The organism is Amycolatopsis halotolerans (genome assembly GCF_042647905.1).
Lineage (GTDB): Bacteria > Actinomycetota > Actinomycetes > Mycobacteriales > Pseudonocardiaceae > Amycolatopsis > Amycolatopsis halotolerans.
The window spans coordinates 23,062-46,780 of record NZ_JBHRWI010000060.1 but is presented as its reverse complement, the minus strand read 5'-3'; the positions used below and the strand labels follow the sequence as shown (position 1 = coordinate 46,780).

Here is a 23,719-nt window from a genome sequence, read left to right as displayed (position 1 = left end):
CGATGTTACCAATACCCTCGGCCAGGCGGCAAGTAACAACGTTAACAAAAGGAGGGAAGCCGATGACTCCGCAAGCCGGAACCGCCGGGAAGCTGGACGTCGCCGTCCGGCAGCTGCGCTGGGAAGCCGACGGCGTGGTCTCGCTGGACCTGGCGGACCCGACCGGGAAACCGCTGCCGAGCTGGGAACCCGGTGCGCACGTCGATCTCGTGCTGCCGAACGGCCTCGAGCGCCAGTACTCGCTCTGCGGCCCGCCCGGCGAACGCGCGTACTACCGGATCGGCGTCCGCCGGGAACGCGCGAGCCGCGGCGGTTCGGAATACGTGCACGCATTTCTCCGTCCCGGCCAGCGCGTCTCGATCAAGGGCCCGCGGAACAATTTCGCCTTCAACCCCGCCAAGTCGTACGTCTTCGTGGCGGGCGGCATCGGCATCACCCCGATCCTGCCGATGGTCCGCGCCGCCGAAGCCCGGGGCACCGACTGGCAGCTGTATTTCGGCGGCCGCACCAGCGCGTCGATGCCGTTCCTCGACGAACTCCGCGGCTACGGCGAGCGCGTGCGCTGCCACTCCTCGGACACCACCGGCCGGATTCCGTTGACTGAGCTGGAAAGGCCCGTCGCGGCGGGCGCGAAGGTCTACGCCTGCGGCCCGGCATCGCTGCTGTCCGATTTGGACACCGCAGCGGCGAACTGGCCTCCCGAAGCATTGCGGCTGGAACGCTTCAAAGCCCCGCAAGCCGCTCCGGCGGAAAACAAGCCGATCGAAGTGGAATGCGCGGCCTCGAAGAAAACCGTGTCCGTCGGCGCCGACGAAAGCATTGTCGGCGCACTCGAAAAAGCGGGGATCCGACCAGTGACCTCGTGCCGGTCCGGCATCTGCGGTTCGTGCGAGACCAAGGTGCTCGACGGCGTCCCCGACCACCGCGACGGGATCCTCTCCGCAAGCGAACAAGCGGCAGGCGACCGGATGTTCGTCTGCGTGTCCCGCGCCCGCACCCCACGACTGGTCCTCGACCTGTGACGGGAGAAATCATGACCACCGCGGCAGACGCCTACGCCCCGATCACCATGGCGCGCGTCCGGGAAATCATCGGTTTCCCGGACCAGTTCATCGCCGAGAAAAAGGAACCGCACCTCGGCGAATTCGCCACGCGGTTCATCGCGCACAGCACGTTCTTCTGCGCCGCCACCGTCGGCGCGGACGGCCTCATGGACGTCGGCCCGAAAGGCGACCCGCCCGGTTCGGTGCGGATCCTCGACCCGTGGACGCTCGCCATCCCCGACCGTCCGGGCAACAAACTCGCCGACACCTTCGAGAACATCACCGCCAACCCGTCGATCGGGCTCGTCTTCTTCGTGCCCGGCCTGCGCGAGGTGATGCGGGTCAACGGCGACGCCTTCGTCACCGACGACCCGGAACTGCTGGGCATGCTCAGCGCGGACGGCAAACCCGCCGTGCTCGCGACGATCGTGCGCGTGCGCGAAGTGTTCGGACAGTGCGGCAAGGCCATTATCCGCGCGAAACTGTGGGAGGGCGACACCCGCGGGCTCGCCGAGGCCGCCACCCTCGGCGGCGATTTCTACACCCTCTCCATCGCCGAGCAAGCGCAGAAGATGAACAACAGCCTCGGCGACCTCGTCAGCGGCGCCCTGTACGACGTGATCGACGAGAAGTACCAGAACGACCTGTTCTAAAACTCCGTTGCTCCCACCACGAAGCCCTGCCTAGTATCCGATTTGTGCGATCTCGACCGTCCTTCGTCACCGACGCCGCCATCACCCGCGCGCTCGCCGAACATTGGCAGCCCGTCTCCGAGATCGCTTACCTGCCTTGGGGTTTCGGCGCGCACCACTGGCGCGCCGACACCCTGTTCGTCACGCTGGACCAGCTCGAGCCCCGGCACACCGCGGCGTCGCTCGAAAGCACCTACGCGAGCGCCGCCGAACTGGCCGCCGCCGGGCTCGAGTTCGTCTGCGCGCCAATACCCGCGCGATCCGGCCGGTTCACAGTGGACACCGGCGTCGGCGCACTCAGCATCACCCCGATGCTGAACGGCCGCAGCCCCGCGGAAGCCGAAGTCGACAAACCGGCAATCCTCGCCGCGCTGGACGCCCTGCACCACACCCCGCCACCCGCCGGACTGCGCCACTGGTCCCCGCAAGTCGGCCCGGACTTCGCCGACGAACTGCGATCCCGCACCGCCGAACCGTGGACGTCCGGCCCGCTGGCCGACGAAGCCCGCACCGCCCTCGCCGCCCGCGCCGACGCGATCAACCACTGGAACGCCCGCTACCTGCGACTCGCCGCGCTCGCCGCCTCCCGCCGCGACGCCTGGGTCCCCACCCACGGCGAACCCCACAACGACAACCAGGTCCTGACCCCGGACGGCCTGCGCCTGGTCGACTGGGAAAGCCTCGCCGTCGCCCCGCGCGAACGCGACTACGCCGACCTGCCCGACGTCGCGGGCCTGGACCCGGAAATGGTCGAACTGTTCGCCCTCGACTGGCGGCTGTCGGAACTGCGCGAGTACGCGGACTGGTTTTCCGCGCCGCACACCGGGACCGAGGATGACCGCATCGCGCTGGAAGGACTGCACGAGGAATTGGCGGCCTAAAGTCATCGGACGCGAGTGACGACATCCGGTCAGCCGAGCCGCCCTTGAGGTGACCGGTAGCGGCCAGGCGGTCCAGTTGGCCCGGCGGGCAGAGCTTGCGGTTGCGCATCCCCCGGTGTCCGCGAACAGGTAAGCGTGGGCGTAGATCTGGCGCTTGCGCGTCCACCCGCAACGCACGACCGGGGCAGCTCAGGATTGCCTAGTCGCCGCGCAGAGTCCGGCCGTCCAGATGCACCCCGACGGTCACGAGGACCAGCTGGACGGCTATGTACCCAGCAATTCCGGCACAAAAATCTCCTCAACCGTCATCAACCGCCGAGACAACCCCTGCTCGAAGTGCCACCGCAGAAACGCCTCCACCGACAGCCGGTTCTTCTCGATCCCGTACGGCCACCAATCCTCCCCGAACAACCGGCGATTCTCGTCGTACAACGCACTGAACCACGGCACCATCCCCGCATCCCCCATATGATTGAAGATCCGCCCACGCCGGTAATCCGCCATCGCCATTTCCTTAGCGTCGACAAACCCCCGATACAGCCGCTCCGCCAGCCCCGGATGCTCCGCCAGCAGATCCCGCCGGACCACCACCGCATGCATGATCGGCCGAATCCCCGTGCGCCGGTAATACTCCCGCTCCACACTCACGTAATCCGGGAACAACTGCGCGACCTCCGGTGAATCCTCCCGGATCCCGCGCGGCGGATCCGCGGAAATAAAGGCGTCGATCTCGCCGCTCTCGAGCATCGAACCGAGCGCTTTCCCCGCCGGAGCCTGCCGTACGTCCACTTCCGGAGGATGCAGCCGGGGCACGAAGTCGAACCATTCCATCGGCCAGTCGAACCCGCCGATCACCCACCGGCTCTGTTCCGGCCGCACACCGTACTCATCGGACAGCATGCCTTTCGCCACCACGCCCGCGTCGTGCCCGTAGGTCGCGAACTCGCCGATCGTCTTGCCGATCAAGTCCCGCGGCGCCTGGATGCCGCTGCGGGCGTTGACGTAGATCGCCGAGTGCCGGAACTGCCGATTCGGAAACACCGGCAGCGCGACGAACGGCGGATCCGGCAGGTCCAGGGTGCGCAGGTAGAAGGTCAGGCCCAACTCGGCGACAGCGAACTCGCGCCCCCGCACCATCCGTTCGAACAGGTCCGAGACGATGTCGGCGGTGTGCAGGGTCGCGTCGACGCCGTCGAAGCGGACCCGGCCGTCGAACAGCGGGCGGGTGTTGTCGTAGCGGTACAGGCCGAAGTCCAGCCGCAGGTCAGTCATCAGGTGCTCCTCTCCGTCCCTTCCGATACTAAACGCGTTTACTATCGGGAGGCAACCGCTACGATGCCTCCCGATGGACAAGGACGCGCTCGCCGAACTCTTCGCCACCGCCTCGCTCGGCGCCCCCGAGAACGCGGTGGGCTTCGTCATGTGGCGCGTCGTGCACCGCTACGTCCGCGAGATCGACCAGGCGCTCGCCCCGCTCGACCTGACGCATCTGCAGTTCCAGACGCTCGCGCTCGCCGCCTGGCTGAACCGCACCGGCGGCCCGGTCACCCAATCCGGTCTCGCGACCTCCGGCGACATCCACCCGATGCAGGTGTCGCAGATCCTGAAAACGCTGGAGCGCAAGGGATTCGTCGCCCGCGCGCGCAGCGACGACGACATCCGCGCCAAACGCGTCGAGGTGACCGACCCCGGCGCGGCCGCCCTGCGCGCCGCGTTGCCGCTCGTGATCGAGGTGCAGCACCGGATCTTCGGCGACGAGGGACTGCCCGGCGGAAATCTGCTGAACACCTTGCTGCGCCTGGACAACGCCTGACCGCGGCGACCGGTGCTACGGTGTAAGTGCACGGTAACCCGTCTCGGGGAGGGACGACATGCCGGGAACTTTCACCGACCCCAAAGCCCAGGAACGCTACTTCGCCGCGTACGCGAAGGTCCTGCGAAAGTGGCCGGTTCCCTCGGCGGAACTGGATATCACGACGAAGTTCGGCCCCACCCGCGTCCGGCGCAGCGGTCCCGAACACGGCACGCCGATCGTCCAGCTGCACGGCATCATGGGCTCGTCCCTGTCGTGGTACCCGCACCTCGCCGAACTGGCCGCCCGCCACCCGGTCTACGCCATCGATTCGATCGGCGAACCAGGGCACTCGGTCGAGACCGCCTCCGCCAGCACCGACGACGACCTCGCCGAATGGCTCTCCGAGGTCCTCGCCGGCATCAGCCAGGAGAAGGTCTGCCTCGCGGGCGTTTCGCGCGGCGGTTTCCTGGCGCTGAACCTCGCGACCCGTTCCGCCGACCAGATCACGGGCGTCATCGGGCTGGAACCGGCCGGATTCGCGGCGATCAGCGTCCCGAAGTTCATCCTTTGGAGTTTCAAGGAGATCTTCCCGTGGCTGCTGCCCGCCGCGGTCCAGCGCCGGATCGTCGCCGGCGACCCGGCCGTGCGGCACACCTTGCGGCCGCTGCTGTTCGCCGCCTTCAAATACAAAGCGCGACTACCGCCGCAGCACGTCTTCACCGACGCCGAGCTTCGCGCGATCGAAGTCCCCGTCCGGCTGGTCCTCGGCGAACGCAGCCACATCCACCACGCACGACAGGTCGCCGCGCGCATCGCGACGCTGAATCCCCGCATCAGCACGGAAATCGTGCCGGGAACCACTCACGCGCTGACGCTGCAGCAACCCGATCTCGTCACCGCCCACGTTCTTGACTTCGCCGAAGCGGACCCGGGCTGACATCAGACCTGTCGGGCAGTCGCCATCGCCCGCTCGGTCTCCCAGAACGCGCGCATCGAAACGACCAGCCCGTCCTCGTCGACCCGGTAGACGAACACCCCGTCGGTGTCGACGCGGTAGCCGCCGGGCAGAAACGTCGTGATGGTGCCGACGTTCGCGACCTCCGAACCCGCCGCGTGCGAATCGCGGATCACGAACTCGAACTTCTCGACGTTGCCGATCGTCTTGTCCCAGAAGGCGGAAAGGCCGTCGCGCCCGTGATGGCCCTTGCCCTCCTCGTCGAACATCGACGGCCCGACCGGGTCCTCGACGACCGCGTCCGGGGCGAACAGCGCGAGCCAGCCGTCCTTGTCCCCGGCGGTCGCCGCCGTCATCGACTTGAACGCCGCCTCCCGCGCGGGCGGCTGCTGCGCCGCGGGATCCCAGCAGACCTCGACTCCCATGTCACTCCTCGATTTTCGCGATGATCTCGTCGCCGAACTTGCGGATCGCGTCGACCTTCGGGCGCAGCTCCGCGTCGAATCCGTGCCCCTCGAACACCCACGGCATGGTGATCGCGTCGGTGACGCCCGCCTCGGCCTGCTCGCGGAACCCGTCGAGCCCGAACCGGTCGACGCACACCGCCTGGAACTCGAACGGGTCGTCGGCGCGCCCGCGCTCGGCGAGCAGGCCCTTCAGCTTGCCGATGGTCTCGCGCAGCTGGTCGAGCGTCATCATCGCGGACGACCAGCCGTCCGCGACGCGCGCGGCCCGGCGCAGCGCGACGTCGGTGTGCCCGCCGATGTAGAACGGCACGCGCGACGGCGGCGCCGGGCTCATCTTGAGCTTGTCGAAGTCGAAAAACTCGCCGTGGAACTCGACCATGTCGCCGCTCAGGATCAGCCGCAGCACCTCGATCGCCTCGTCGAACCGTTTGCCGCGCCGCGCGTACGGCGCGCCGCACCATTCGAATTCCTCCGGCGACCAGCCGATCCCCAGCCCGAGGCCGAACCGTCCGCCGGTCAGCGCGGCGACCGAGTTGACCTGGCGGGCGAGCAGCACCGGATTGCGCGAGCCGAGTTTCAGCACCGACGTGTAGAACTGGATCCGCTCGGTCACCGCGCCCATCGAGGCGGTCGCGACCAGCGGGTCGGCCCAGGGCGTGTTCTCGTCCCAGAACCGGCTGCCGTCGGGGGTGTAGGGATAGTCGGCGGACACTTTCTCGGAGTAGAAGAGCGAATCGGGCAGCACGATCGAGGAGAACCCGGCCTCCTCGGCGGCGCGGGCCAGGCCGCTCAGCTGGTCGAGCGGGCTCATCGCGATCGACAAGGAGAACTTCATGCCGCGGACTATAACGTGTTCTAGTTTTGTCGGCCACCGCCCGATCGGAGGCGCCGCCGGGAACTCTCCGCGCACGGTCCGCGTTGTCCGTTTCAGAGACGGCTGCCCGGCCGTCGCGTCAGATCGAGACACGGAGTGACCCATGGGCACCGCGATCCTCCTGATCGTGCTGGTCGTCGTCATCGTCGGAGGCGTGCTGTACCTGTCGAAGAAGCAGGCCGCGACCAGACAGAGCCAGCTCGACGACGCGAAGGCCGACGCGCGCCGCCTCGTCGAGCGCCTCGGCGGCCAGGTCCTCAACATCACCGGCACCGACACCGCCTCCCAGCAGGCGATGGCCGACGCGAGCGAGCGCTACAACGCCGCCGGTTCGCAGCTGGAGCAGGCCAAGACGGTCGAACAGGCCCGGCTGGTGAAGGAAACCGCCATCGAGGGCCTGTACTACGTCCGCGCCGCGCGCACGGCGATGGGCATGGACCCCGGCCCCGCGCTGCCGGACGAGGCCGAACGCGAACGCGCGGGCAAGGTCACCGAACACCGCGAGGTGGACGTCGAAGGCCAGCGCTACGCCGCCTCGCCCGACCCGGGCCAGGAAACGCCGTACTACTACCCCGGCGGCCGCGTCGCGGGCCGCCCGGTGCCGCAGGGCTGGTACAGCGAGCCGTGGTGGAAGCCCGCGCTCGTCGCCGGCGCGTGGGGCCTGGGCTCGATGTTCCTGTTCAGCGCCATGTTCTCCGGCATGAGCGGCATCGCCAGCGCCTCGGCCTGGGAATCCGGCTACGACGCGGGCCAGGCGGACGCCCTGGACGCCGGCGGCATGGACGGAGGCTTCGACGGCGGCGGTTTTGACGGCGGAGGCTTCGACGGAAGCCAGGACTTCGGCGGCGGTTTCGACGGAGGCGGCTTCGATGGAGGCGGCTTCGATGGAGGCGGCTTCGACGGCGGCGGGGGCTTCGACTTCTGACCGATGACCCTGGTGAAGGCCCCGCGGCAGGTTTGCCGCGGGGCCTTCGTCGTCTCCGCTCCAGACGAGCTTCCGTGTGGCCGGACGGAGGTGATCTCGATGGGGTCTTCTCAATTGCGAGCCGCAGCCGCGACGGTGTGCGGGGTTCTCTCCGGCCGACCGGCGTGGTCCCGCGTTGTCGTCGTCCGTGAAGGGCTCCTTGAGGGAATCTGATTCCCTCAAGGAGCCCTTCACGGACGTCTGCGGGTGCAGCGCGCCGCGGACTCAGCCGGGTGCATCGCGTCCCCGCAGCGCGTAGGCGGGGTCTCGCCTCGGCGACGGGCCCGGCGCGCGAGGCCGAGTTCCGTGAGGGGAACCCTGAGGGACTCTGATTCCCTCAGGGTTCCCCTCACGGACCTTCGCCGGAACCGGACCAGGCAGCCAGGCGGTGCGCCGCATCCCCGCACCACTGCAACGAACCCGCCGCACACCGCTCTACCGAGAAAACCTCACTGGGGCGCGATAATCCGCCCGCAGCGAACCCGGCTCAAGCTCTAGGCTCCGCCGTACTCAAGCAGGCTGGCAAGCAGGACACCAATAAAGATTCCGCGCGGCCAATTCCTTCTGCGCCACCGGAGTCCCACAAACCAAACACGGCATCCCGGCCCGTCGGTAGACGTAAACCTCGCCCCCGTGCCGGTCCTCGCGCGGAGCCCGGCCCATCGCCGCGGGCAGGTGCTCCGGCGCGACCGTGTCGATCCGCCCGACCCGGACCCCGGCGCGCATCAGCGTCACGAGGTCCGCCCAGATGTCGTCCCACAGCGCGCGGTCCAGCGCGCGTCCGGGAACCATCGGCGAAATCCCGTGCCGGAACAGCACTTCCGCGCGATAAACGTTCCCGACGCCGGCCAGCACCGCCTGATCCATCAGCAACGCCGCGATCGTCGTCCGAGACCGCGAGATCCGCTCCCACGCGCGATCCGGCTTCGCGTCACGGCGCAGCGGATCCGGGCCCAGCCGGGCTTTGATCGCGTCGACCTGCGCCGGGTCCAGCAGTTCGCACCGCGTCGGGCCGCGCAAATCGGTCCAGTGGGTGCGGCCGACGAGGCGCATCCGCACCTGGCCCACCGGCGCGGTCTCGGGCAGCGAGGCTTCCCCGAACGTGCCGTACAGACCTAAGTGGACATGGACTGTCCCCAAAGGACCGTAGTTGTGGAACAGGTGTTTCCCGTACGCCTCAGCGGAAACGAGCACCTGCCCGTCAAGCTTCTCCGCCTCGGCGGCGAACCGGCCCTGCGGGCTGCGCACCGCGACCGGTTCGCCGGCGTACCGGCGTTGGTGAAGACGGGCCAGCCGATGGAGCGTGTGCCCCTCGGGCATCAGGCCTCCGGCAGGGCGGGCGGGGTGCCGGTGCGCTCGTAGTCGAGCAGCTGCTGCACGCGACGCGCGTGGCGTTCGGCCGGGTCGACCGGCGTGGCCAGGAACGCCTCGACGATCTCGGTGGCCTGCTCCTCGGTGTGCATCCGCGCGCCGACGCCCAGCACCTGGGCGTGGTTGTGCTCCCGGGTCAGCTGCGCGGTTTCGACGCTCCAGCCGAGTCCGGCGCGGATGCCGGGCACCTTGTTCGCCGCGATCTGCTCGCCGTTGCCGGACCCGCCGATGACGATGCCGAGGCTGCCCTCGTCGGCGGCCACGCGGCGCGCGGTTTCGACGCAGAACGCCGGGTAGTCGTCGGCCGCGTCGTAGACGAACGGACCGATGTCGGTCACCTCGTGCCCCTGTTCGCCGAGGTGGCGGACAAGGTGGTTCTTCAGCTCGAAACCGGCATGGTCGGATCCCAAGTAGACACGCACAGCGGGAGTGTGCCATCTCGCCGCCGACCCGGCATGCTCCGGGGGTGGACATCGCAGCGCAGCACGGCGCGGACGTCCGCCTCGAATGGGGCGGCGAGGGCGTCGGGATCCTCGGCCGGGAATGCGCGGTGCTGATCATCGTGGACGTGCTTTCCTTCAGCACCACAACGGATCTCGTCGTCAGCCGGGGCGGCCGCGTGCTGCCGGTGCGATGGCGGGACGAACGCGGAATCGCCGAGGCGCGCGGAGCCGGAGCAGTGGTCGCGGGCGACGAGGAATGGTCGCTCCGGCCGTCTTCTGTGACGCAGATCCCGTCCGGCACGCTGCTCGCCCTCCCCTCCCCCAACGGCGCGACGCTCTGCGCGGCCGCCGCGAAAACCGGCGCGCACGTATTAGCCGGTTGCCTGCGGAATGCGTCAGCAACCGCAGCGAAAGCCCTGGAAATCGGCGACGGACGGCCGATCGGCGTCATTCCCGCCGGGGAACGCTGGGGAGTGAACATGTTCGGCGAAGGTGAAAGCATCGAGTTCGGCCCGCTGCGGCCGTGCGTCGAAGACCAGCTCGGCGCGGGCGCGATCGTCAGCGCGCTGACCGGGTCGCGGTCCGCCGAAGCCGCGCTGGCGGCGGCTGCCTATGCGGCCACTGACGTACCTGCCGCACTGCGCGGCTGCACCTCCGGCAGGGAACTCGCCGCGACCGGTCACGGAAACGACGTATTTCTCGCGGCGCACCAGGACGTCAGCGATAGCGTGGCGATGGTGTCGCACGGAATTCTGGAGGGGCAATGAGCTGGACTGAGGTGGCCGACGGGGTTTTCGCCCGCCGGTACGACGAACTGGACCTCACCACCGGCTTGGTGCTCGGCCAGGAGCAGTGCCTGGTCATCGACACCCGCGGCGACGTCGACCAGGGCGCCGAATTCGCCGCCGCGGTGCGCGAGCTGACCGAGCTGCCGTGGTCGGTCGTCTACACGCACGCGCATTTCGACCACGCCTTCGGCACCACGCCGTTCCTGCCGTGCGACGTCTGGGCCCACCCCGGCTGCCTGCGGGCCCTGCTGAAGAACGGCGAAGCCGACAAACAAACCTGGGCGGCCCACTACCGCAAGGAGGGCAAGCCGGAAATCGCCGACGCCATCGAGCGCACCGGGCTCATGCCCCCGGACCGCCTCGTGCCCGACCGCGCCGAACTCGACCTCGGCGGCCGCACCGTGACCCTCGTGCACCCCGGCTCCGCGCACACCGACCACGACCTGCTGGTGCACGTGCCGGACGCCGACGTCGTCTTCGCGGGCGACGTCGTGGAGCACGGCCCGCACGGCTTCACCGCGTACTCATTCGGCCCGGCCGACGAACTCGACGCCTGGGCCGCCGCGATGGACGCGCTGCTCGCGCTCGAACCGCGCATCGTCGTGCCCGGTCACGGCGAGCCGGTGGACGAAGCGTTCGTGCGCACCCATCGCGACGGCCTGCTGCGCCTGCACGAGCTGAAGACGGCCAACACCCCGCTTGACGAAGCGTTGAGGAACTCGCCCTACCCCGAGGACGTCACCAAGGCGGCGCTCGGATTCTCGTGAGTGCTGGTCACGGTTAGAACCGCGATCAGCACTCACGAGCCGGGTGTCAGTCGAAGTTCAGGTCCCCGGTCCGGGTGCGCTTCAGCTCGAAGAAGTCCGGGTAGCTGGCCAGCGCGACCGCGCCGTCGAACACCTTCAGCGCGTCCTCGCCCCGCGGGATCGACGACAGCACCGGGCCGAAGAACGCGTTCCCGTTGACGTGGATGGTCGGCGTGCCGACGTCCATGCCGACCGGGTCCATGCCCTCGTGGTGGCTCTTGCGCAGCGCCTCGTCGTATTCGGTCGATTCGCCCGACTCGGCGAGTTCGGCCGGGGCTCCGATCGCGGCCAGCGCCTCCTTGATCACGAGCTTGCGGTCCTCGTTGTGCTGGTTGTGGTAGCGGGTGCCGAACTCGGTGTAGAAGTTCCGCACGGCTTCCTGGCCCTGGGTCTGCGCCAGCGCGGTGGCGACGCGGACCGGGGCCCAGCCCTCGCTCAGCAGCTCCTTGTAGCGCTCGGGCAGGTCTTCGCGGCCTTCGTTCAGCACCGACAGGCTCATCACCCGGAAGTTCAGGTCCAGCTCACGGTGCTTCTCGACCTCGAGGATCCACCGCGACGAGATCCACGCGAACGGGCAGATCGGGTCGAAGAAAAAGTCCACCTTCGTGGGCTGGGACGAGTCAGTCATGTTTCACGGGCTCCTCGGCGAGGCTGCTCCCCGGCAGTCGCCGGAGGGCGGGGCGGACCCCCGCACTGCGAGGCAACGCGGGGAGCCCTCCGCATTGTTCCCTGGTCGCCGGTTCCGGGCCCGTCATGATTGGATGCTGAACGTCGTGCCAACCGGAACCGAAGACCAGAGGTGCCCGTGCCCGCCCCCAACCTGACGCGTGACGAAGCCAAGCAGCGCTCCGGCCTGCTGGACGTGTCGTCCTACGACATCGAGCTGGACCTGACCGACGGCCGCGGCCGTCCCGGGGAGAAGACGTTCCGCTCCACCACCACGGTGCGGTTCTCCAGCAGCCGTCCCGGCGAAGCCTCGTGGATCGACCTCGTCGCCGAAGGCGTCCGCTCCGCCGTGCTGAACGGCACTGAGCTCGATGTCAGCGGCTACGCCGAGGAAAAGGGCATCGCGCTGCCCGGCCTTGCCGCGGAGAACGAACTCGTCGTCACCGCCGACTGCCGCTACATGAACACCGGCGAGGGCCTGCACCGGTTCGTCGACCCGGTCGACGACGGCGTCTACCTCTACACCCAGTTCGAGACCGCCGACGCGAAGCGCATGTTCGCCTGCTTCGACCAGCCGGACCTCAAGTCCGTGTACCGGCTCGCGGTGCACGCCCCGCGCGACTGGAAGGTCGTTTCCAACGCGCTGGCCGCAAGCGCCGAGGACACCGAGGACGGCGCGCGCCGCACGCAGTTCGCCGAATCCGAGCGCATCTCCACCTACCTGGTGGCGCTCGTCGCCGGCCCGTACGCGGAATGGACCGACGAGTTCCGCGACGAGCACCGCACCATCCCGCTCGGCATCTACTGCCGCGCGTCGCTCGCCGAGCACATGGACGCCGAGCGGCTGTTCGTCGAAACCAAACAGGGTTTCGCCTTCTACCACGAGAAATTCGGCACCCCGTACCCGTTCTCCAAGTACGACCAGCTGTTCGTGCCGGAGTTCAACGCGGGCGCGATGGAGAACGCCGGCGCGGTCACCTTCCTCGAGGACTACGTCTTCCGCAGCCGCGTCACCCGCTACGCCTACGAGCGCCGCGCCGAGACGCTGCTGCACGAGATGGCGCACATGTGGTTCGGCGACCTGGTCACCATGCGCTGGTGGGACGACCTGTGGCTGAACGAGTCGTTCGCGACCTTCGCGAGCGTGTTCGCCCAGGCCGAGGCGACCGAGTACAAGAACGCCTGGACCAGCTTCGCGAACATCGAGAAGTCCTGGGCCTACCGCCAGGACCAGCTGCCCTCGACGCACCCGATCGCGGCCGACATCGTCGACCTGCACGCGGTCGAGGTCAACTTCGACGGCATCACCTACGCCAAGGGCGCGAGCGTCCTCAAGCAGCTGGTGTCCTACGTCGGCATCGACCACTTCCTCGACGGCCTCAAGGTCTACTTCGGCAAGCACGCGTGGGGCAACGCCACGCTCGCCGACCTGCTGGCCGCGCTGGAGGAAGCGTCCGGCCGCGACCTGTCGTGGTGGAGCGCGGAATGGCTGGAGACCACCGGCCTCAACTCGCTCAGCCCGCGCTACGAGATCGCCGCGGACGGCACCTTCAAGTCGTTCGCCGTCGTGCAGACCGGCGCGAAGCCGGGTGCCGGGGAACTGCGCACGCACCGCGTCGCGGTCGGCGTGTACGACGAGGACGCCGACGGCAAGATCGTCCGCACCCGCCGCGTCGAACTGGACGTCACGGGCGAGCGCACCGAGGTGCCGGACCTGGTCGGCCAGGCCGCGGGCAAGCTCGTGCTGGTCAACGACGACGACCTGACCTACTGCCGGATGCGCCTCGACCCGGCGTCGCTGACCACGCTGATCGACCGGATCGGCGACATCACCGAATCGCTGCCGCGCACGCTGTGCTGGTCGGCTGCTTGGGAGATGACGCGCGAGGCCGAGCTCAAGGCTCGCGACTTCGTGACGCTCGTGGCGCGCGGGATTCACGCCGAGAGCGAGGTCGGCGTGGTGCAGCGGTTGCTGTTGCAGGCGCAGACTGCGTTGAACTCCTATGCGGACCAGAAGTGGGCTGCTTCGGAGGGGTGGCCTGCGCTGAGCGGGCGGCTGCTGGAGCTGGCTCGGGCTGCGGAGGCTGGGTCGGATCACCAGCTGGCGTTTGTGAACTCGCTGGCTGGCGGGGTGTTGAGCGACGAGATCCTGACGGAGATCGCGGGCTGGCTCGACGAGTCCGCGCCGCTGCCCGGGCTGACGGTGGACACCGATCTGCGCTGGCGGCTGCTGCAGGCGCTGGTCGCGCATGGCAAGGCCGGTGCCGACGCGATCAATGCCGAGCAGGAGCGGGACGACACTGCTGCCGGGCGGCGGCATGCGGAGCGTTCGCGTGCACTGCAGCCGACCGCTGAGGCCAAGGCTGATACCTGGCAGCGGGCTATTTACGACGACGAGATTCCCAATGCGGTCAGCGATGCGTTGATTTCCGGGTTCTCGCACCCGGGGCAGAAGCATCTGCTCGGTGACTACATCGAGCGGTACTTCGAGGTGATCGACGACGTGTGGGCGCGGCGGTCCAGCGAGCGGGCTCAGCCGACTGCGATCGGGCTGTATCCGTCTTGGGCTGTTGAGCCCGCGACGGTGAATGCTTCGGACGAGTGGCTCGAAGGGGAGCATCCGGCCGCGTTGCGACGGCTTGTTTCCGAGGGGCGCGCGGGGATTGTTCGGGCGTTGGCTGCTCGGGACTTCGACAGCCAGGTTTGAGTTTTCTCGGGGGTTTTGACGCAAGCGTGGTGCGTTGGGGCACCCCGAAGCTGATTGCGACTATGGGCTGAGGGTGCTGGTCAAGGCGGGAAAGATGCCTTGACCAGCACCCTCAGCCCGTGTTTTTGGCTTCGTATCGGGGTGCAAGGCCGGGTCTGGCCGCCTGGCTAGTTTCGTAGGTCAGCTGCGGTTGGGTAGGGCGGCTAGCGCCCCAATGTGGCATTGGGTGCATGCGACGCACCCAATGTGGCGTTCGGTGCGTCTGACGCACCCAATGCCACATTGGGGCGCATCCCGGCGCGCGCTGGGCGGGCGGGCCGTGAAGGGCTCCTTGCGGGAATCTGGTTCCGTGAAGGTGCCCCTCACGGACCGTCGAAAGGTCGTGAGGGGAACCCTGAGGGACTCAGAGTCCGTGAAGGTGGCCCTCACGGACTTGCCCGAGCCGGAACGTAGAAAGAGCCGCCCCGCGCGATGGCGGGACGGCTCCTTGAAAGGTTGTGCGGGGTCAGTGCTTCGGGGCGGGGCCCGCTTGGTCGCTCAGCATGCGCAGGGCGTTGACCAGGCCGCCGGTGAGGTCGCCTTCCTTGAAGGAGGCCACCATGCTCGCCACGGCCAGGTTCGCGCCCCGGTCGGGCAGGCGCGAGTGGGCGCGTTCGCCGGTGACGATCTCGATCGCGCGCTGGGCGGGCGAAACGCCGAGCAGCACCGCGTTCGAGGGGTCGTCGGTGGCGGCGTGCAGCTTTTCCGCGCCGGCGCGGGTGTCTTCGCCCAGGTCGCCGAGGTAGATGCTGAAGCCGAGGCCGGTTTCGCGGGTCGCGAAGGTCAGGGCCTCGTCCAGGCGCGCGAGCTGCTGCACCGTGAACGGGCTCGTCGGGGCCGCGGGCTCGTACATCTTCGCCGCGGACAGGCGGCCGCTGTTGGTGATGACCTCGCCGAAGGCCAGGTCCTTCTCCGCGACCGCGGTCTGGGTCACTTCACCACTTGCCACGAGCGCCTCCTGCGGCCGTCGAAGCGCCCGCGGGCGCCGCATTCACGTCAACCGCCGGGCCGTGGCCGGCTCCTACGCCGTCCGGGTTGGCGGTCCACCACATCGCGGGGTACTCCCACGGCTGCCCCGGCCGGTACCGCGGCGTCCCCGAGAACTTCTTCCGCAAGGTCGCGGCGCCGACCACGAAGTAAATGGCCCCGGGGATGACCGCGTAGACCAGGATCGTCTCGACAACGTTCACGCCGGTGAGCGTATCGGATGCCTTCCGGAGCCACCGCGCGACACCGCGAGCGGCCGTGACCGTTCGTCGTCGCTGAAGCGCCGTCCGCCGCTTGGCCCGCCGTCGCTGGAACGTTGGGGCGAAGGGCTGCGGGCCGAAAGATGGCAACTCGCCGTACAGGCGGCCGTACCGGGCGATACCGGCTTGTCGGAACCTTGAAATCCTCGTAGCTTTTTCACCTGTACGGGCCTTGCGCCCGCCTCCCCCGCCCCAGCCCGTTACGCACCGGTTCCAGGAGGACACCTCATGCAGAGCGTCCAGCCCCCCGCTCAGGCGATCGCCGAGACCATTTCGTCACCCAGCGAGACCGGATTCGTGCCCGGAACGCGGGTCACGTCCGGCACCAGGGTTACGCGGGGCACTCGGGTCACCCGCGGAACCCGGGTCACCGCGGGCACACGCGTGACAATGGGTACCCGGGTCACCATGGGAACTCGAGTCACCAGGGGCACCCGCGTCACCCGCGGGACCCGCGTCACGGCCGGAACCCGCGTCACGATGGGCACCCGCGTCACGCGCGGGACCCGGGTCACCCGCGGCACTCGCGTCACGGCAGGCACCCGCGTCACCTGCGGCACGCGGGTCACCCGCGGCACTCGCGTTACGCGCGGCACCCGGGTCACGATGGGCACCCGCGTCACCTGCCAGGCCGACTACAGCCTCGCCGCCTGAGCAAACAGGCGCAGCCAGCACCGGATCAGGGACGTCGAGCACGATCCATCGGCTCGCCCCGGCCGCCGCACAGGCAGCCGGGGTGCCGACGTGTCCGGGTCCAGGCCGCTAGGCCGCCGACCCGAGATACGGCCGCCACAGCGGATCGGCCTCTTTGGAATGCGCCAGCAGCCGCCAGTGCGGACCGTGCGGAGCGCGCGGCACCACGCGCAGGCGCCAGCCGATCTCCGACAGCAGCCGATCTGCCTTGCGGTGGTTGCATTTCGCGCAGCAGGCGACGCAGTTGGTCCAGCTGTGCGGACCGCCCTTGCTGCGCGGGACGACGTGGTCGATCGTCTCGGCCCGGCCGCCGCAGTAGGCGCAGCGGTGCCGGTCCCGGTGCATCAGCCCGGCGCGGGTGAGCGGCACCTGCGCCCGGTAGGGCACCCGCACGTACGTGCTGAGCCGGATCACCGAGGGAACGGGCAGCGACACCGTCGCGGCGTGCAGTTCGACGCCGCCCGGATCGCCGTGGACGACCTCCGCCTTCCCGCACATGACGAGCACCACCGCGCGCCGCATGGGCACCGCGGTCAGCGGCTCGAAAGTGGCGTTGAGCAGGAGGACCCGGCGCCGCCCCCATGCCGGGGCGACCGGATCGCGGGCTCTACGCTGTCCGGGCGGACGGGAAGCTCCCCCTGGACGGGTCCCCGGCCCGGACGGGACGGAGCCGCCGGATGCGGACCCTCCCGGGCAGGCACGCAGGATCGCCTCCGGCGGCAGCTCGGCCATGGCTTGGCCGGCGCCGCCGAGGGGGACGGGTTGTCGGTCTGGCACTCGACCACCTCCACCGGTGCAGGCATAGTCGACCACACATCAGGGCCCCGGCGCACGCGTGTTCTGTGACGTGTCACATACCCGCGACCCGGCGGCCACCCCGCGGCCGCCTGCGCGCCGCCGGGGCGAAGAAACGAGAAGGGACAATCTCCGCCAGTGAATGCCGTGCTCAGCGCTCCACCCGCCTGCATCTCCGAGACCGGGTCGTGGTGCGCCCAGGTCTATTCGGTCACGCACAACGAGTGGCTCGCCGCGTCGGCGGGCTGGCTCCTCACGAAGCCGCTGAAGATCATCATGATCCTCGTCATCGCCTTCCTGGTGCGATATCTCACCAAGCGGCTGATCGACCGGGTCACCACGCTTCCGGCCGCGGGCAGCGGCGGCAAGATCCCGACGCTGTTGAGACCGCTGCGCGAACGCGCGCCGGACATGCTCGGCACGGCGGTGACCGAACGCCGCAGGCAGCGCGCCAAGACGATCGGCTCGGTGCTGAAGTCCGGCTCCACGTTCCTGATCTACGGCCTCGCGTTCATCCTCGTGCTGGGCGAACTGGGCATCGACCTGGCCCCGATCATCGCGTCCGCCGGAATCGTCGGCGTCGCGCTCGGGTTCGGCGCGCAGAACCTGGTCAAGGACTTCCTTTCCGGGATGTTCATGATGATCGAGGACCAGTACGGTGTCGGCGACGTCGTGGACATCGGCGAGGCGACCGGCACCGTCGAGGCGGTCGGCCTGCGCATCACCACGCTGCGCGACCTGAAGGGCACCGTCTGGTACGTCCGCAACGGCGAGGTGCTGCGCGTCGGCAACTCCAGCCAGGGCTTCGCCTACGCCGTGGTGGACGTCCCGCTGAGCTACTCCGCGGACGTCGACAAGGCGACCGAGGTGCTCAGCGGCGCGGCCACGAAGGCGGTCGAATCGGACGCGCTCTCGGCGAACGTGCTGGAGCCGCCGGAGCTGCTCGGCGTCGAACAGGTCACGCCGGAGGGAATCCTGTTGCGCCTGACGGTCAAGGTGCGACCGGGCAAGCAGTGGGCGGTGCAGCGGAAGCTGCGCGGGCAGCTGCTCGGCGCGCTCGAAGAGGCCGGTTTCGAACCGCCGCTCGGCCGGCTCCTGTCGTCCATGCAGGACAAGCAGTCGGGCGCGCAGCGCGGCTGAGGCAGGGCAAGATGGATGTGTGTCTGTGAGCGAGCCGGAACCGGCGAACCTGTACGAGGCGGTGGGCGGCGAACCGACCTTCCGCCGGATCATCAAGCGGTTCTACGAGGAAGTGGCCCGCGACGAGGTGCTGCGCCCGCTCTACCCGGAGGAGGACCTCGGCCCGGCGGAGGAACGGTTCCGGCTGTTCCTCATCCAGTACTGGGGCGGTCCGCACACCTACTCCGACCAGCGCGGCCACCCCCGCCTGCGGATGCGGCACGCGCCGTTCAAGATCGGCCCGATCGAACGCGACGCGTGGCTGCGCTGCATCCGGATCGCGATCGACGAGGAGCACCTCCCCGAGCCGTACCTCGGCCAGCTGTGGGCGTACCTGGAAATGGCCGCGCACAGCATGATGAACAGCTTCGTCTGATGAGACGCGAGGTCGCGGGACGGCGGCCGGACCGCCCGCGGCCGTCGTGGTGGTCGGACGCGGTGTTCTACGAGATCTACGTGCGGTCGTTCGCCGATTCGGGCGAGGACGGCATCGGCGATCTCGAGGGCATCCGCAGCAAGCTCGGCTACCTGGAGCTGCTGGGCGTCGACGCGCTGTGGCTGACGCCGTTCTACCCGTCGCCGATGGCCGATCACGGCTACGACGTGGCGGACCCGCGCGGCGTCGACCCGATGTTCGGCACCCTCGGCGACTTCGACGTGCTGCTCACCGAGGCGCACCGGCGCGGCATCCGGGTCACCGTCGACGTGGTGCCCAACCACACGAGCAACCAGCACGCGTGGTTCAAGTCCGCGCTGGCCGCCGGACCGGGCAGCCCGGAGCGGGAGCGCTACCACTTCCGCGCCGGCCGCGGTCCCGGCGGGGCCGAACCGCCCAACAACTGGGTCAGCGTGTTCGGCGGCCCGGCGTGGACGCGGGTGCCGGACGGGCAGTGGTACCTGCACCTGTTCGCCCCGCAGCAGCCGGACCTGAACTGGGCCAGCCCGGACGTCCGCGCCGACCTCGAACGCACCCTGCGGTTTTGGCTCGACCGGGGCGTCGACGGGTTCCGGATCGACGTCGCGCACGGGATGGCCAAGCCCGCCGGACTGCCCGACATGGATCCCGGCACGCCCGCGCACGGCGGCGGCGCGCTCGGCGATCCGCGGTTCGACGACGACGGCGTGCACGAGGTGCACCAGCTGATCCGCAAGGTGCTCGACGAATACCCGGACGCGATGGCCGTCGGCGAGATCTGGGTGCAGGACGAGGAGCGCCTGGCGCGCTACCTGCGGCCGGACGAACTTCATCTGGCGTTCAACTTCCGCCTGGTGCTCACGCATTTCGACGCGGACGCGATGCGCACGTCGATCGAACGTTCGCTGGCGGTGCCGCGCGCGGCGGGCGCCCCGGCGACCTGGACGCTGTCCAACCACGACGTCTGGCGCGCGGCGAGCCGCTACGGCGGCGGCGCGGCCGGGGTCCGCCGGGCGCGTGCGATGGCGCTGGTGGAACTCGCCCTGCCCGGCGCGGTGTACCTGTACCAGGGCGAAGAGCTGGGCCTGCCGAACGCCGAGCTGCCGCTGGAGGCGATGACCGACCCGCGCGCCCGCTCACAGGGCCCGGAGTTCAGCCGCGACGGGGAGCGCGTGCCGCTGCCTTGGGAGGGCACGCTCCCGCCGTACGGGTTTTCGCGCACCGCGCAGACCTGGCTGCCGATGCCCGCGGACTGGGCTCCGCTCACCGTGGAACGGCAGCTCGAAGAACCGGAATCGACGCTGTCGCTGTACCGGCGCGCGGTGGAGCTGCGGAAACACCATCCGGCGTTCCGCGGCGGCGACGAACTGGAGTGGTACGGCGCACCCGCGGGCTGCTTCGCGTTCCGCCGCGGCCGGGGCGGGTTGATCTGCGCGCTGAACACCTCGGCCAGCTCGATCGCCCTTCCGCCGGGCGAAGTGCTGCTGACCAGCAGTCCGCTGGTCGACGGCAGGCTCGCGCCGGACTCGGCGGCCTGGCTCGGATAGCCCGCCGCGCCACCGTCGCGCGGGTCCGTGAGGGGAACCTTCACGGACTCTGAGTCCCTCGGGGTTCCCCTCACGACCCGCGCACGGGCGAAGATTCCAGCAGCGGCTCAGGCGGGTCAGACTCGAGCGCCCGCCTCCAGGCCGAGCATGGCGAGCAATCCCCGCAGGTCGTCGACGTCGTGCGCGTGTTCGGCGACGGTGCGGGCGGCGTGTTCCTGCTGGACGCGCAGGTCTTGTTCGGCGGAGACCCGGGCGCGGGCGAATTCACTGGTTTCGGCGGACAGCGGACGTCGTTCCGAGCGCATGTCGCTCCTCGTCGAGGTGGAAGGGGCCACCGGCGGCACCGCGGGGGCAGGTCCGCCGGGGACGGCGCCGGCTCGAGCGCCGGCGCACGGTGAGACTTCTCGACGCTGCTGACGCTACTCCCCGCCCCCGACCTGCCCGCGAGCCCGTCCCCCTTCGCGCGTCGCGGCGTCCACAGTGGACCCGCGGAGCGGCAGCCCTGGTGGGACCGGCTCCGGCGTGCTTTACTGATCGCGGTCGTGTTTTGTGTTCGTGCGGTGGGTACGTCCCGCAGCCACGCTCGCAAGATGTAGCGGGCGTGGTGTTTCTCTTTTCGGAAGGCACACCGTCGGTCGCCGGCCCGGGTGTCGAGGTGGCATCCGCTGTTTAGTCCGATGGAGACAGTTTTTATGACGCAAGGCACCGTGAAGTGGTTCAACGCCGAAAAGGGCTTCGGGTTCATCAGCCCGGACGACGGCAGCGCCGACGTCTTCGTGCACTACTCGGAGATCCAGGGCAACGGGTTCCGCAGCCTTGAGGAAAACGCGCGCGTGGAGTTCGAGGTCGGCCAGGGCCAGAAGGGCCCGCAGGCCACCGGCGTCCGCGCCATCTGAGTTCCGCTGGTGTTTCCCCTGGTGCGGAAGGCTTTCCGCACCAGGGGGACCCTCGCCGGAGCGGACTTTCCGCCCACGGCAACCGATTTCGATCCACCCCCTGGTGCGCGCCGGTGAATTCACCCGGCCGCGCAAGGTCTTCCGCTTCCCGGGAACCCGGACCGAAGATCACCCGTTGACCAGAGCAGGTCGCGACTGGCCTTGAGGCCCTCCCCTGCCTGGCCAGTTCGCAACGCACGGCGCATCCCCTGTCCGGCGGCTCCCCCCTTGCCCCGGACGCTCGCCGCAGCACCGGCCTCGGCCCCGCAGAGCGCGGCGGCCGGACCAGCTCGAGGAGGAGCGTTACCCATCGACACCCAGAGCACCGTCCAGCGTCCCCCGAAACAGCCCCAGCCCATGCTCGACGGCCGCAAGACCGGCACCGAGGCATTCCTGGTGAAGCTCTTCGCCGTCGTCCCCCTCCTCGCGGTCGCCGCCGCGGTGCCGCTGGCCTGGGGCTGGGGCCTCAGCTGGCTGGACGTGGGCCTCGCCGCCGCGTTCTACTGCGTGAGCGGCCTCGGCATCACCGTCGGCTTCCACCGGTACTTCACGCACGGCGCGTTCCGCGCCCGCCGCGGGCTGCGGATCGCGCTCGCCGTCGCGGGCAGCATGGCCATGCAGGGACCGGTGATCGACTGGGTCGCCGACCACCGCCGCCACCACGCGTACTCCGACCGCGACGGCGACCCGCATTCGCCGTGGCGCTTCGGCTCGACGCCCGCCGCGCTCGCGAAGGGCTTCTGGCACGCGCACATGGGCTGGCTGTTCGGCCGCGACCGGACGAACCCGCGCCGCTTCGCCCCGGACCTGCTCGACGACGCCGACCTGAAGCGGATCGACCGGCTCTTCCCGGTGCTGACCCTCGTGACCCTGCTGGGGCCCGCGCTCCTGGGCGGGCTGATCACGATGACCTGGTGGGGCGCGCTGACCGCGTTCTTCTGGGCCGGGCTGGTCCGGGTCGCCGCGCTGCACCACGTGACCTGGTCGGTCAACTCGCTGTGCCACCTGATCGGCGAGCGCCCGTTCGAGGCGCGCGACCGTTCGGCGAACTTCTGGCCGCTGGCGATCGCGTCCTTCGGCGAGTCCTGGCACAACTCCCACCACGCCGACCCGACCGGAGCCCGGCACGGCGTCGGCCGCGGACAGCTGGACATCTCCGCGCGGCTGATCTGGATGTTCGAGAAGTTCCGCTGGGCCTCGCACGTGCGCTGGCCCCGCGCCGAACGGCTCGCCCGCAAGCTCAAGACCGCCTGAACACCCTCAGCCCCCGCCGGGCGAGGTTCACGGTACGTGAGGGGAACCCTGAGGGAATCTGATTCCCTCAGGGTTCCCCTCACGTACCTCAAGTCAAGACAGCAGTGACTCCTCAGGCCCTGCGGACCCGCTCCTCGAGCCGGGTCCGCAGGTCGCCGTGGCTCGACACCGCCAGCACCGGCCCCGGAGTCCCGGCCTTCTCGGCCGAGCTCACCACGTCCGCGACGAACCGGCGTACTCGTTCCGGCGCGGGTGTCACGTCGCCGCCCAGCTGGGCTACCTGCTGCGGGGACTCGGCCGGCGTCGTCTCCACCGCCACCGACCAGCCTTGCCGCATGGTCCACAGCAGCATCAGGTCCCGGCCGGGGAACCGCGGCGACCGGCCGCTCAGCGCGACGTACGCGGTGATCGTGTCGGTGACCTCGCACGACGCGCACTCCGCCGAAACTCCGACCGCGGCGGCGACCTCGCGCACATAGGCGGCCAGTGCCTGCCGCAGCACCTGCGGGTCGTCGGCGGTGGGCAGGGACATCGGGCGTTCCGGGCCGGACAGGAGCATGGGTCTCCTCTTCCGCCGCCGCTTCCGCTTCGCGCAGAAAGCGAACCGGGGTCGTCGAAGCGCGCGAAGGCCGGCGGTCGCGATGATCGGGGTCGCACCGGATCGGGCATCCGGCAGCTGGACTGGACTCCGACTCTACTCGCTGGGACAACCCCGGAGCCGAGATCAACCCGTCTGGCCGCCGCCGAGGTCGCTCGATTGGCCGCCGCTGTCGGCGGAATCCGCGATCGACGTCGCGATCCACGCGGCGGACAGTCCTGCTTGGACACACGGTGCGGCCTCGCCCGGTTCCCAGCAGCCAAGATCAGCCGCCGAGATCGCCCGTCTGGCCGCCGTCAGCCGAGTCCGCGATCGAGGTGGCCACCCAAGCGGCGAACAACCCCGCCTGCACATAGGGCGCGGCCTCGCCGACCGCGCGCACTACCGATCGGGCACGGCCAGGCCCAGGCTCGGCTTCCGGAGCGGGATCAGCGTCCGCGGGCCGGTCGGTGCGCCACGGCGTCTCCTCGGCCCGGACCTCGGCGAGGAAGTCCGCGGTCGGGTCGCCGTCGGGTTCGGTCATCCGTTCACGATGACACCCCCAGGCGGCGCCCGCCAGCAGAAT

At 69.6% G+C, this 23,719-nt stretch carries 27 protein-coding genes; 15 read left to right on the top strand and 12 right to left on the bottom strand.

The window, feature by feature from the left end:
- Positions 1-62 precede the first annotated feature (62 nt).
- The 3 genes from ACFORO_RS38535 to ACFORO_RS38525 are packed head-to-tail and all read left to right on the top strand — an operon-like array spanning position 63 to position 2,616.
- Entirely contained in the window at positions 63-1,022 is a 960-nt protein-coding gene (locus tag ACFORO_RS38535; protein WP_377873038.1) for a PDR/VanB family oxidoreductase, read from the top strand.
- An 11-nt stretch (positions 1,023-1,033) separates the two neighbouring features.
- Positions 1,034-1,696 (top strand): MSMEG_1061 family FMN-dependent PPOX-type flavoprotein, encoded by a 663-nt coding sequence (locus tag ACFORO_RS38530; protein ID WP_377873039.1) that lies wholly within the window; start codon positions 1,034-1,036, stop codon positions 1,694-1,696.
- A 44-nt stretch (positions 1,697-1,740) separates the two neighbouring features.
- A complete protein-coding gene (locus ACFORO_RS38525) occupies positions 1,741-2,616 on the top strand; it encodes a phosphotransferase family protein (RefSeq protein WP_377873040.1) in 876 nt (291 codons plus the stop codon).
- A gap of 264 nt (positions 2,617-2,880) precedes the next feature.
- Here ACFORO_RS38525 and ACFORO_RS38520 read toward each other — a convergent pair whose 3' ends face one another.
- Complete coding sequence (locus ACFORO_RS38520) at positions 2,881-3,888, bottom strand: 4,5-dihydroxyphthalate decarboxylase (RefSeq protein ID WP_377873041.1); 1,008 nt, start codon at positions 3,886-3,888, stop codon at positions 2,881-2,883.
- 73 nt (positions 3,889-3,961) lie between these two features.
- Between ACFORO_RS38520 and ACFORO_RS38515 the strand changes: the two genes are divergently transcribed.
- The gene (locus ACFORO_RS38515; RefSeq protein WP_377873042.1) at positions 3,962-4,429 is read left to right on the top strand and encodes a MarR family winged helix-turn-helix transcriptional regulator; all 468 of its coding nucleotides are present in this window, start codon (positions 3,962-3,964) and stop codon (positions 4,427-4,429) included.
- A gap of 58 nt (positions 4,430-4,487) precedes the next feature.
- Positions 4,488-5,348: an alpha/beta fold hydrolase gene (locus ACFORO_RS38510; protein WP_377873043.1), complete on the top strand. Its 861-nt coding sequence runs from the start codon at positions 4,488-4,490 to the stop codon at positions 5,346-5,348.
- Positions 5,349-5,350: 2 nt separating this feature from the next.
- Here ACFORO_RS38510 and ACFORO_RS38505 read toward each other — a convergent pair whose 3' ends face one another.
- Positions 5,351-5,791, bottom strand: a complete 441-nt coding sequence (locus ACFORO_RS38505; RefSeq protein ID WP_354739725.1) for a nuclear transport factor 2 family protein — start codon at positions 5,789-5,791, stop codon at positions 5,351-5,353.
- Position 5,792: 1 nt separating this feature from the next.
- Positions 5,793-6,668 (bottom strand): TIGR03619 family F420-dependent LLM class oxidoreductase, encoded by an 876-nt coding sequence (locus ACFORO_RS38500; RefSeq protein ID WP_354739727.1) that lies wholly within the window; start codon positions 6,666-6,668, stop codon positions 5,793-5,795.
- A gap of 142 nt (positions 6,669-6,810) precedes the next feature.
- Between ACFORO_RS38500 and ACFORO_RS38495 the strand changes: the two genes are divergently transcribed.
- Complete coding sequence (locus ACFORO_RS38495; protein WP_377873044.1) at positions 6,811-7,632, top strand: hypothetical protein; 822 nt, start codon at positions 6,811-6,813, stop codon at positions 7,630-7,632.
- Between the two features lie 549 nt (positions 7,633-8,181).
- Here ACFORO_RS38495 and ACFORO_RS38490 read toward each other — a convergent pair.
- Both ACFORO_RS38490 and ACFORO_RS38485 read right to left on the bottom strand, forming a co-directional pair.
- Positions 8,182-8,991 (bottom strand): Fpg/Nei family DNA glycosylase, encoded by an 810-nt coding sequence (locus tag ACFORO_RS38490; protein ID WP_377871791.1) that lies wholly within the window; start codon positions 8,989-8,991, stop codon positions 8,182-8,184.
- A complete protein-coding gene (locus tag ACFORO_RS38485; protein WP_344283378.1) occupies positions 8,991-9,464 on the bottom strand; it encodes a ribose-5-phosphate isomerase in 474 nt (157 codons plus the stop codon). The genes ACFORO_RS38490 and ACFORO_RS38485 overlap by 1 nt, the downstream gene beginning before the upstream one ends.
- A 44-nt stretch (positions 9,465-9,508) precedes the next feature.
- On the opposite strand from ACFORO_RS38485, the gene ACFORO_RS38480 reads away from it, so the two are divergent.
- Both ACFORO_RS38480 and ACFORO_RS38475 read left to right on the top strand, forming a co-directional pair.
- Positions 9,509-10,252: a 2-phosphosulfolactate phosphatase gene (locus ACFORO_RS38480; RefSeq protein WP_377871792.1), complete on the top strand. Its 744-nt coding sequence runs from the start codon at positions 9,509-9,511 to the stop codon at positions 10,250-10,252.
- Positions 10,249-11,040 (top strand): MBL fold metallo-hydrolase, encoded by a 792-nt coding sequence (locus ACFORO_RS38475; RefSeq protein WP_377871793.1) that lies wholly within the window; start codon positions 10,249-10,251, stop codon positions 11,038-11,040. Before ACFORO_RS38480 ends, ACFORO_RS38475 begins: the two co-directional genes overlap by 4 nt.
- 46 nt (positions 11,041-11,086) lie before the next feature.
- Here ACFORO_RS38475 and ACFORO_RS38470 read toward each other — a convergent pair whose 3' ends face one another.
- Positions 11,087-11,707 (bottom strand): mycothiol-dependent nitroreductase Rv2466c family protein, encoded by a 621-nt coding sequence (locus ACFORO_RS38470; protein ID WP_377871794.1) that lies wholly within the window; start codon positions 11,705-11,707, stop codon positions 11,087-11,089.
- 177 nt (positions 11,708-11,884) lie between these two features.
- Between ACFORO_RS38470 and pepN the strand changes: the two genes are divergently transcribed.
- On the top strand, positions 11,885-14,452 hold the full coding sequence (pepN, locus tag ACFORO_RS38465; RefSeq protein WP_377871795.1) for an aminopeptidase N: 2,568 nt from the start codon (positions 11,885-11,887) through the stop codon (positions 14,450-14,452).
- Between the two features lie 505 nt (positions 14,453-14,957).
- Here pepN and ACFORO_RS38460 read toward each other — a convergent pair.
- Together ACFORO_RS38460 and ctaJ are read right to left on the bottom strand one after the other, a co-directional pair.
- Positions 14,958-15,440 (bottom strand): DUF5130 family protein, encoded by a 483-nt coding sequence (locus ACFORO_RS38460; protein WP_182894010.1) that lies wholly within the window; start codon positions 15,438-15,440, stop codon positions 14,958-14,960.
- Positions 15,427-15,681, bottom strand: a complete 255-nt coding sequence (ctaJ, locus tag ACFORO_RS38455) for an aa3-type cytochrome oxidase subunit CtaJ (RefSeq protein WP_037814055.1) — start codon at positions 15,679-15,681, stop codon at positions 15,427-15,429. The genes ACFORO_RS38460 and ctaJ overlap by 14 nt, the downstream gene beginning before the upstream one ends.
- A gap of 465 nt (positions 15,682-16,146) precedes the next feature.
- On the opposite strand from ctaJ, the gene ACFORO_RS46680 reads away from it, so the two are divergent.
- Positions 16,147-16,392, top strand: a complete 246-nt coding sequence (locus tag ACFORO_RS46680; RefSeq protein ID WP_446681609.1) for a hypothetical protein — start codon at positions 16,147-16,149, stop codon at positions 16,390-16,392.
- A gap of 108 nt (positions 16,393-16,500) precedes the next feature.
- Here the strand turns inward: ACFORO_RS46680 and ACFORO_RS38445 are convergent, their stop codons facing one another.
- Positions 16,501-16,953, bottom strand: coding sequence for an HNH endonuclease (locus ACFORO_RS38445; RefSeq protein ID WP_050788293.1), 453 nt, complete (start codon positions 16,951-16,953; stop codon positions 16,501-16,503).
- A gap of 411 nt (positions 16,954-17,364) precedes the next feature.
- On the opposite strand from ACFORO_RS38445, the gene ACFORO_RS38440 reads away from it, so the two are divergent.
- The 3 genes from ACFORO_RS38440 to ACFORO_RS38430 are packed head-to-tail and all read left to right on the top strand — an operon-like array spanning position 17,365 to position 20,367.
- On the top strand, positions 17,365-18,366 hold the full coding sequence (locus ACFORO_RS38440; RefSeq protein WP_377871796.1) for a mechanosensitive ion channel family protein: 1,002 nt from the start codon (positions 17,365-17,367) through the stop codon (positions 18,364-18,366).
- 19 nt (positions 18,367-18,385) lie between these two features.
- Entirely contained in the window at positions 18,386-18,781 is a 396-nt protein-coding gene (locus ACFORO_RS38435) for a globin (protein WP_377871797.1), read from the top strand.
- Positions 18,781-20,367 (top strand): glycoside hydrolase family 13 protein, encoded by a 1,587-nt coding sequence (locus ACFORO_RS38430; protein WP_377871798.1) that lies wholly within the window; start codon positions 18,781-18,783, stop codon positions 20,365-20,367. The genes ACFORO_RS38435 and ACFORO_RS38430 overlap by 1 nt, the downstream gene beginning before the upstream one ends.
- A gap of 116 nt (positions 20,368-20,483) precedes the next feature.
- On the opposite strand, the gene ACFORO_RS38425 is transcribed toward ACFORO_RS38430, so the two are convergent.
- Entirely contained in the window at positions 20,484-20,672 is a 189-nt protein-coding gene (locus ACFORO_RS38425) for a hypothetical protein (RefSeq protein ID WP_354743611.1), read from the bottom strand.
- Between the two features lie 387 nt (positions 20,673-21,059).
- Between ACFORO_RS38425 and ACFORO_RS38420 the strand changes: the two genes are divergently transcribed.
- Positions 21,060-21,263 (top strand): cold-shock protein, encoded by a 204-nt coding sequence (locus ACFORO_RS38420; protein ID WP_037814060.1) that lies wholly within the window; start codon positions 21,060-21,062, stop codon positions 21,261-21,263.
- 396 nt (positions 21,264-21,659) lie between these two features.
- Positions 21,660-22,556: an acyl-CoA desaturase gene (locus ACFORO_RS38415; RefSeq protein ID WP_377871799.1), complete on the top strand. Its 897-nt coding sequence runs from the start codon at positions 21,660-21,662 to the stop codon at positions 22,554-22,556.
- Positions 22,557-22,668: 112 nt separating this feature from the next.
- On the opposite strand, the gene ACFORO_RS38410 is transcribed toward ACFORO_RS38415, so the two are convergent.
- Together ACFORO_RS38410 and ACFORO_RS38405 are read right to left on the bottom strand one after the other, a co-directional pair.
- Positions 22,669-23,115, bottom strand: a complete 447-nt coding sequence (locus tag ACFORO_RS38410) for a DUF6292 family protein (RefSeq protein WP_377871800.1) — start codon at positions 23,113-23,115, stop codon at positions 22,669-22,671.
- Positions 23,116-23,419: 304 nt separating this feature from the next.
- The gene (locus ACFORO_RS38405; RefSeq protein ID WP_377871801.1) at positions 23,420-23,677 is read right to left on the bottom strand and encodes a hypothetical protein; all 258 of its coding nucleotides are present in this window, start codon (positions 23,675-23,677) and stop codon (positions 23,420-23,422) included.
- Positions 23,678-23,719: the final 42 nt, after the last annotated feature.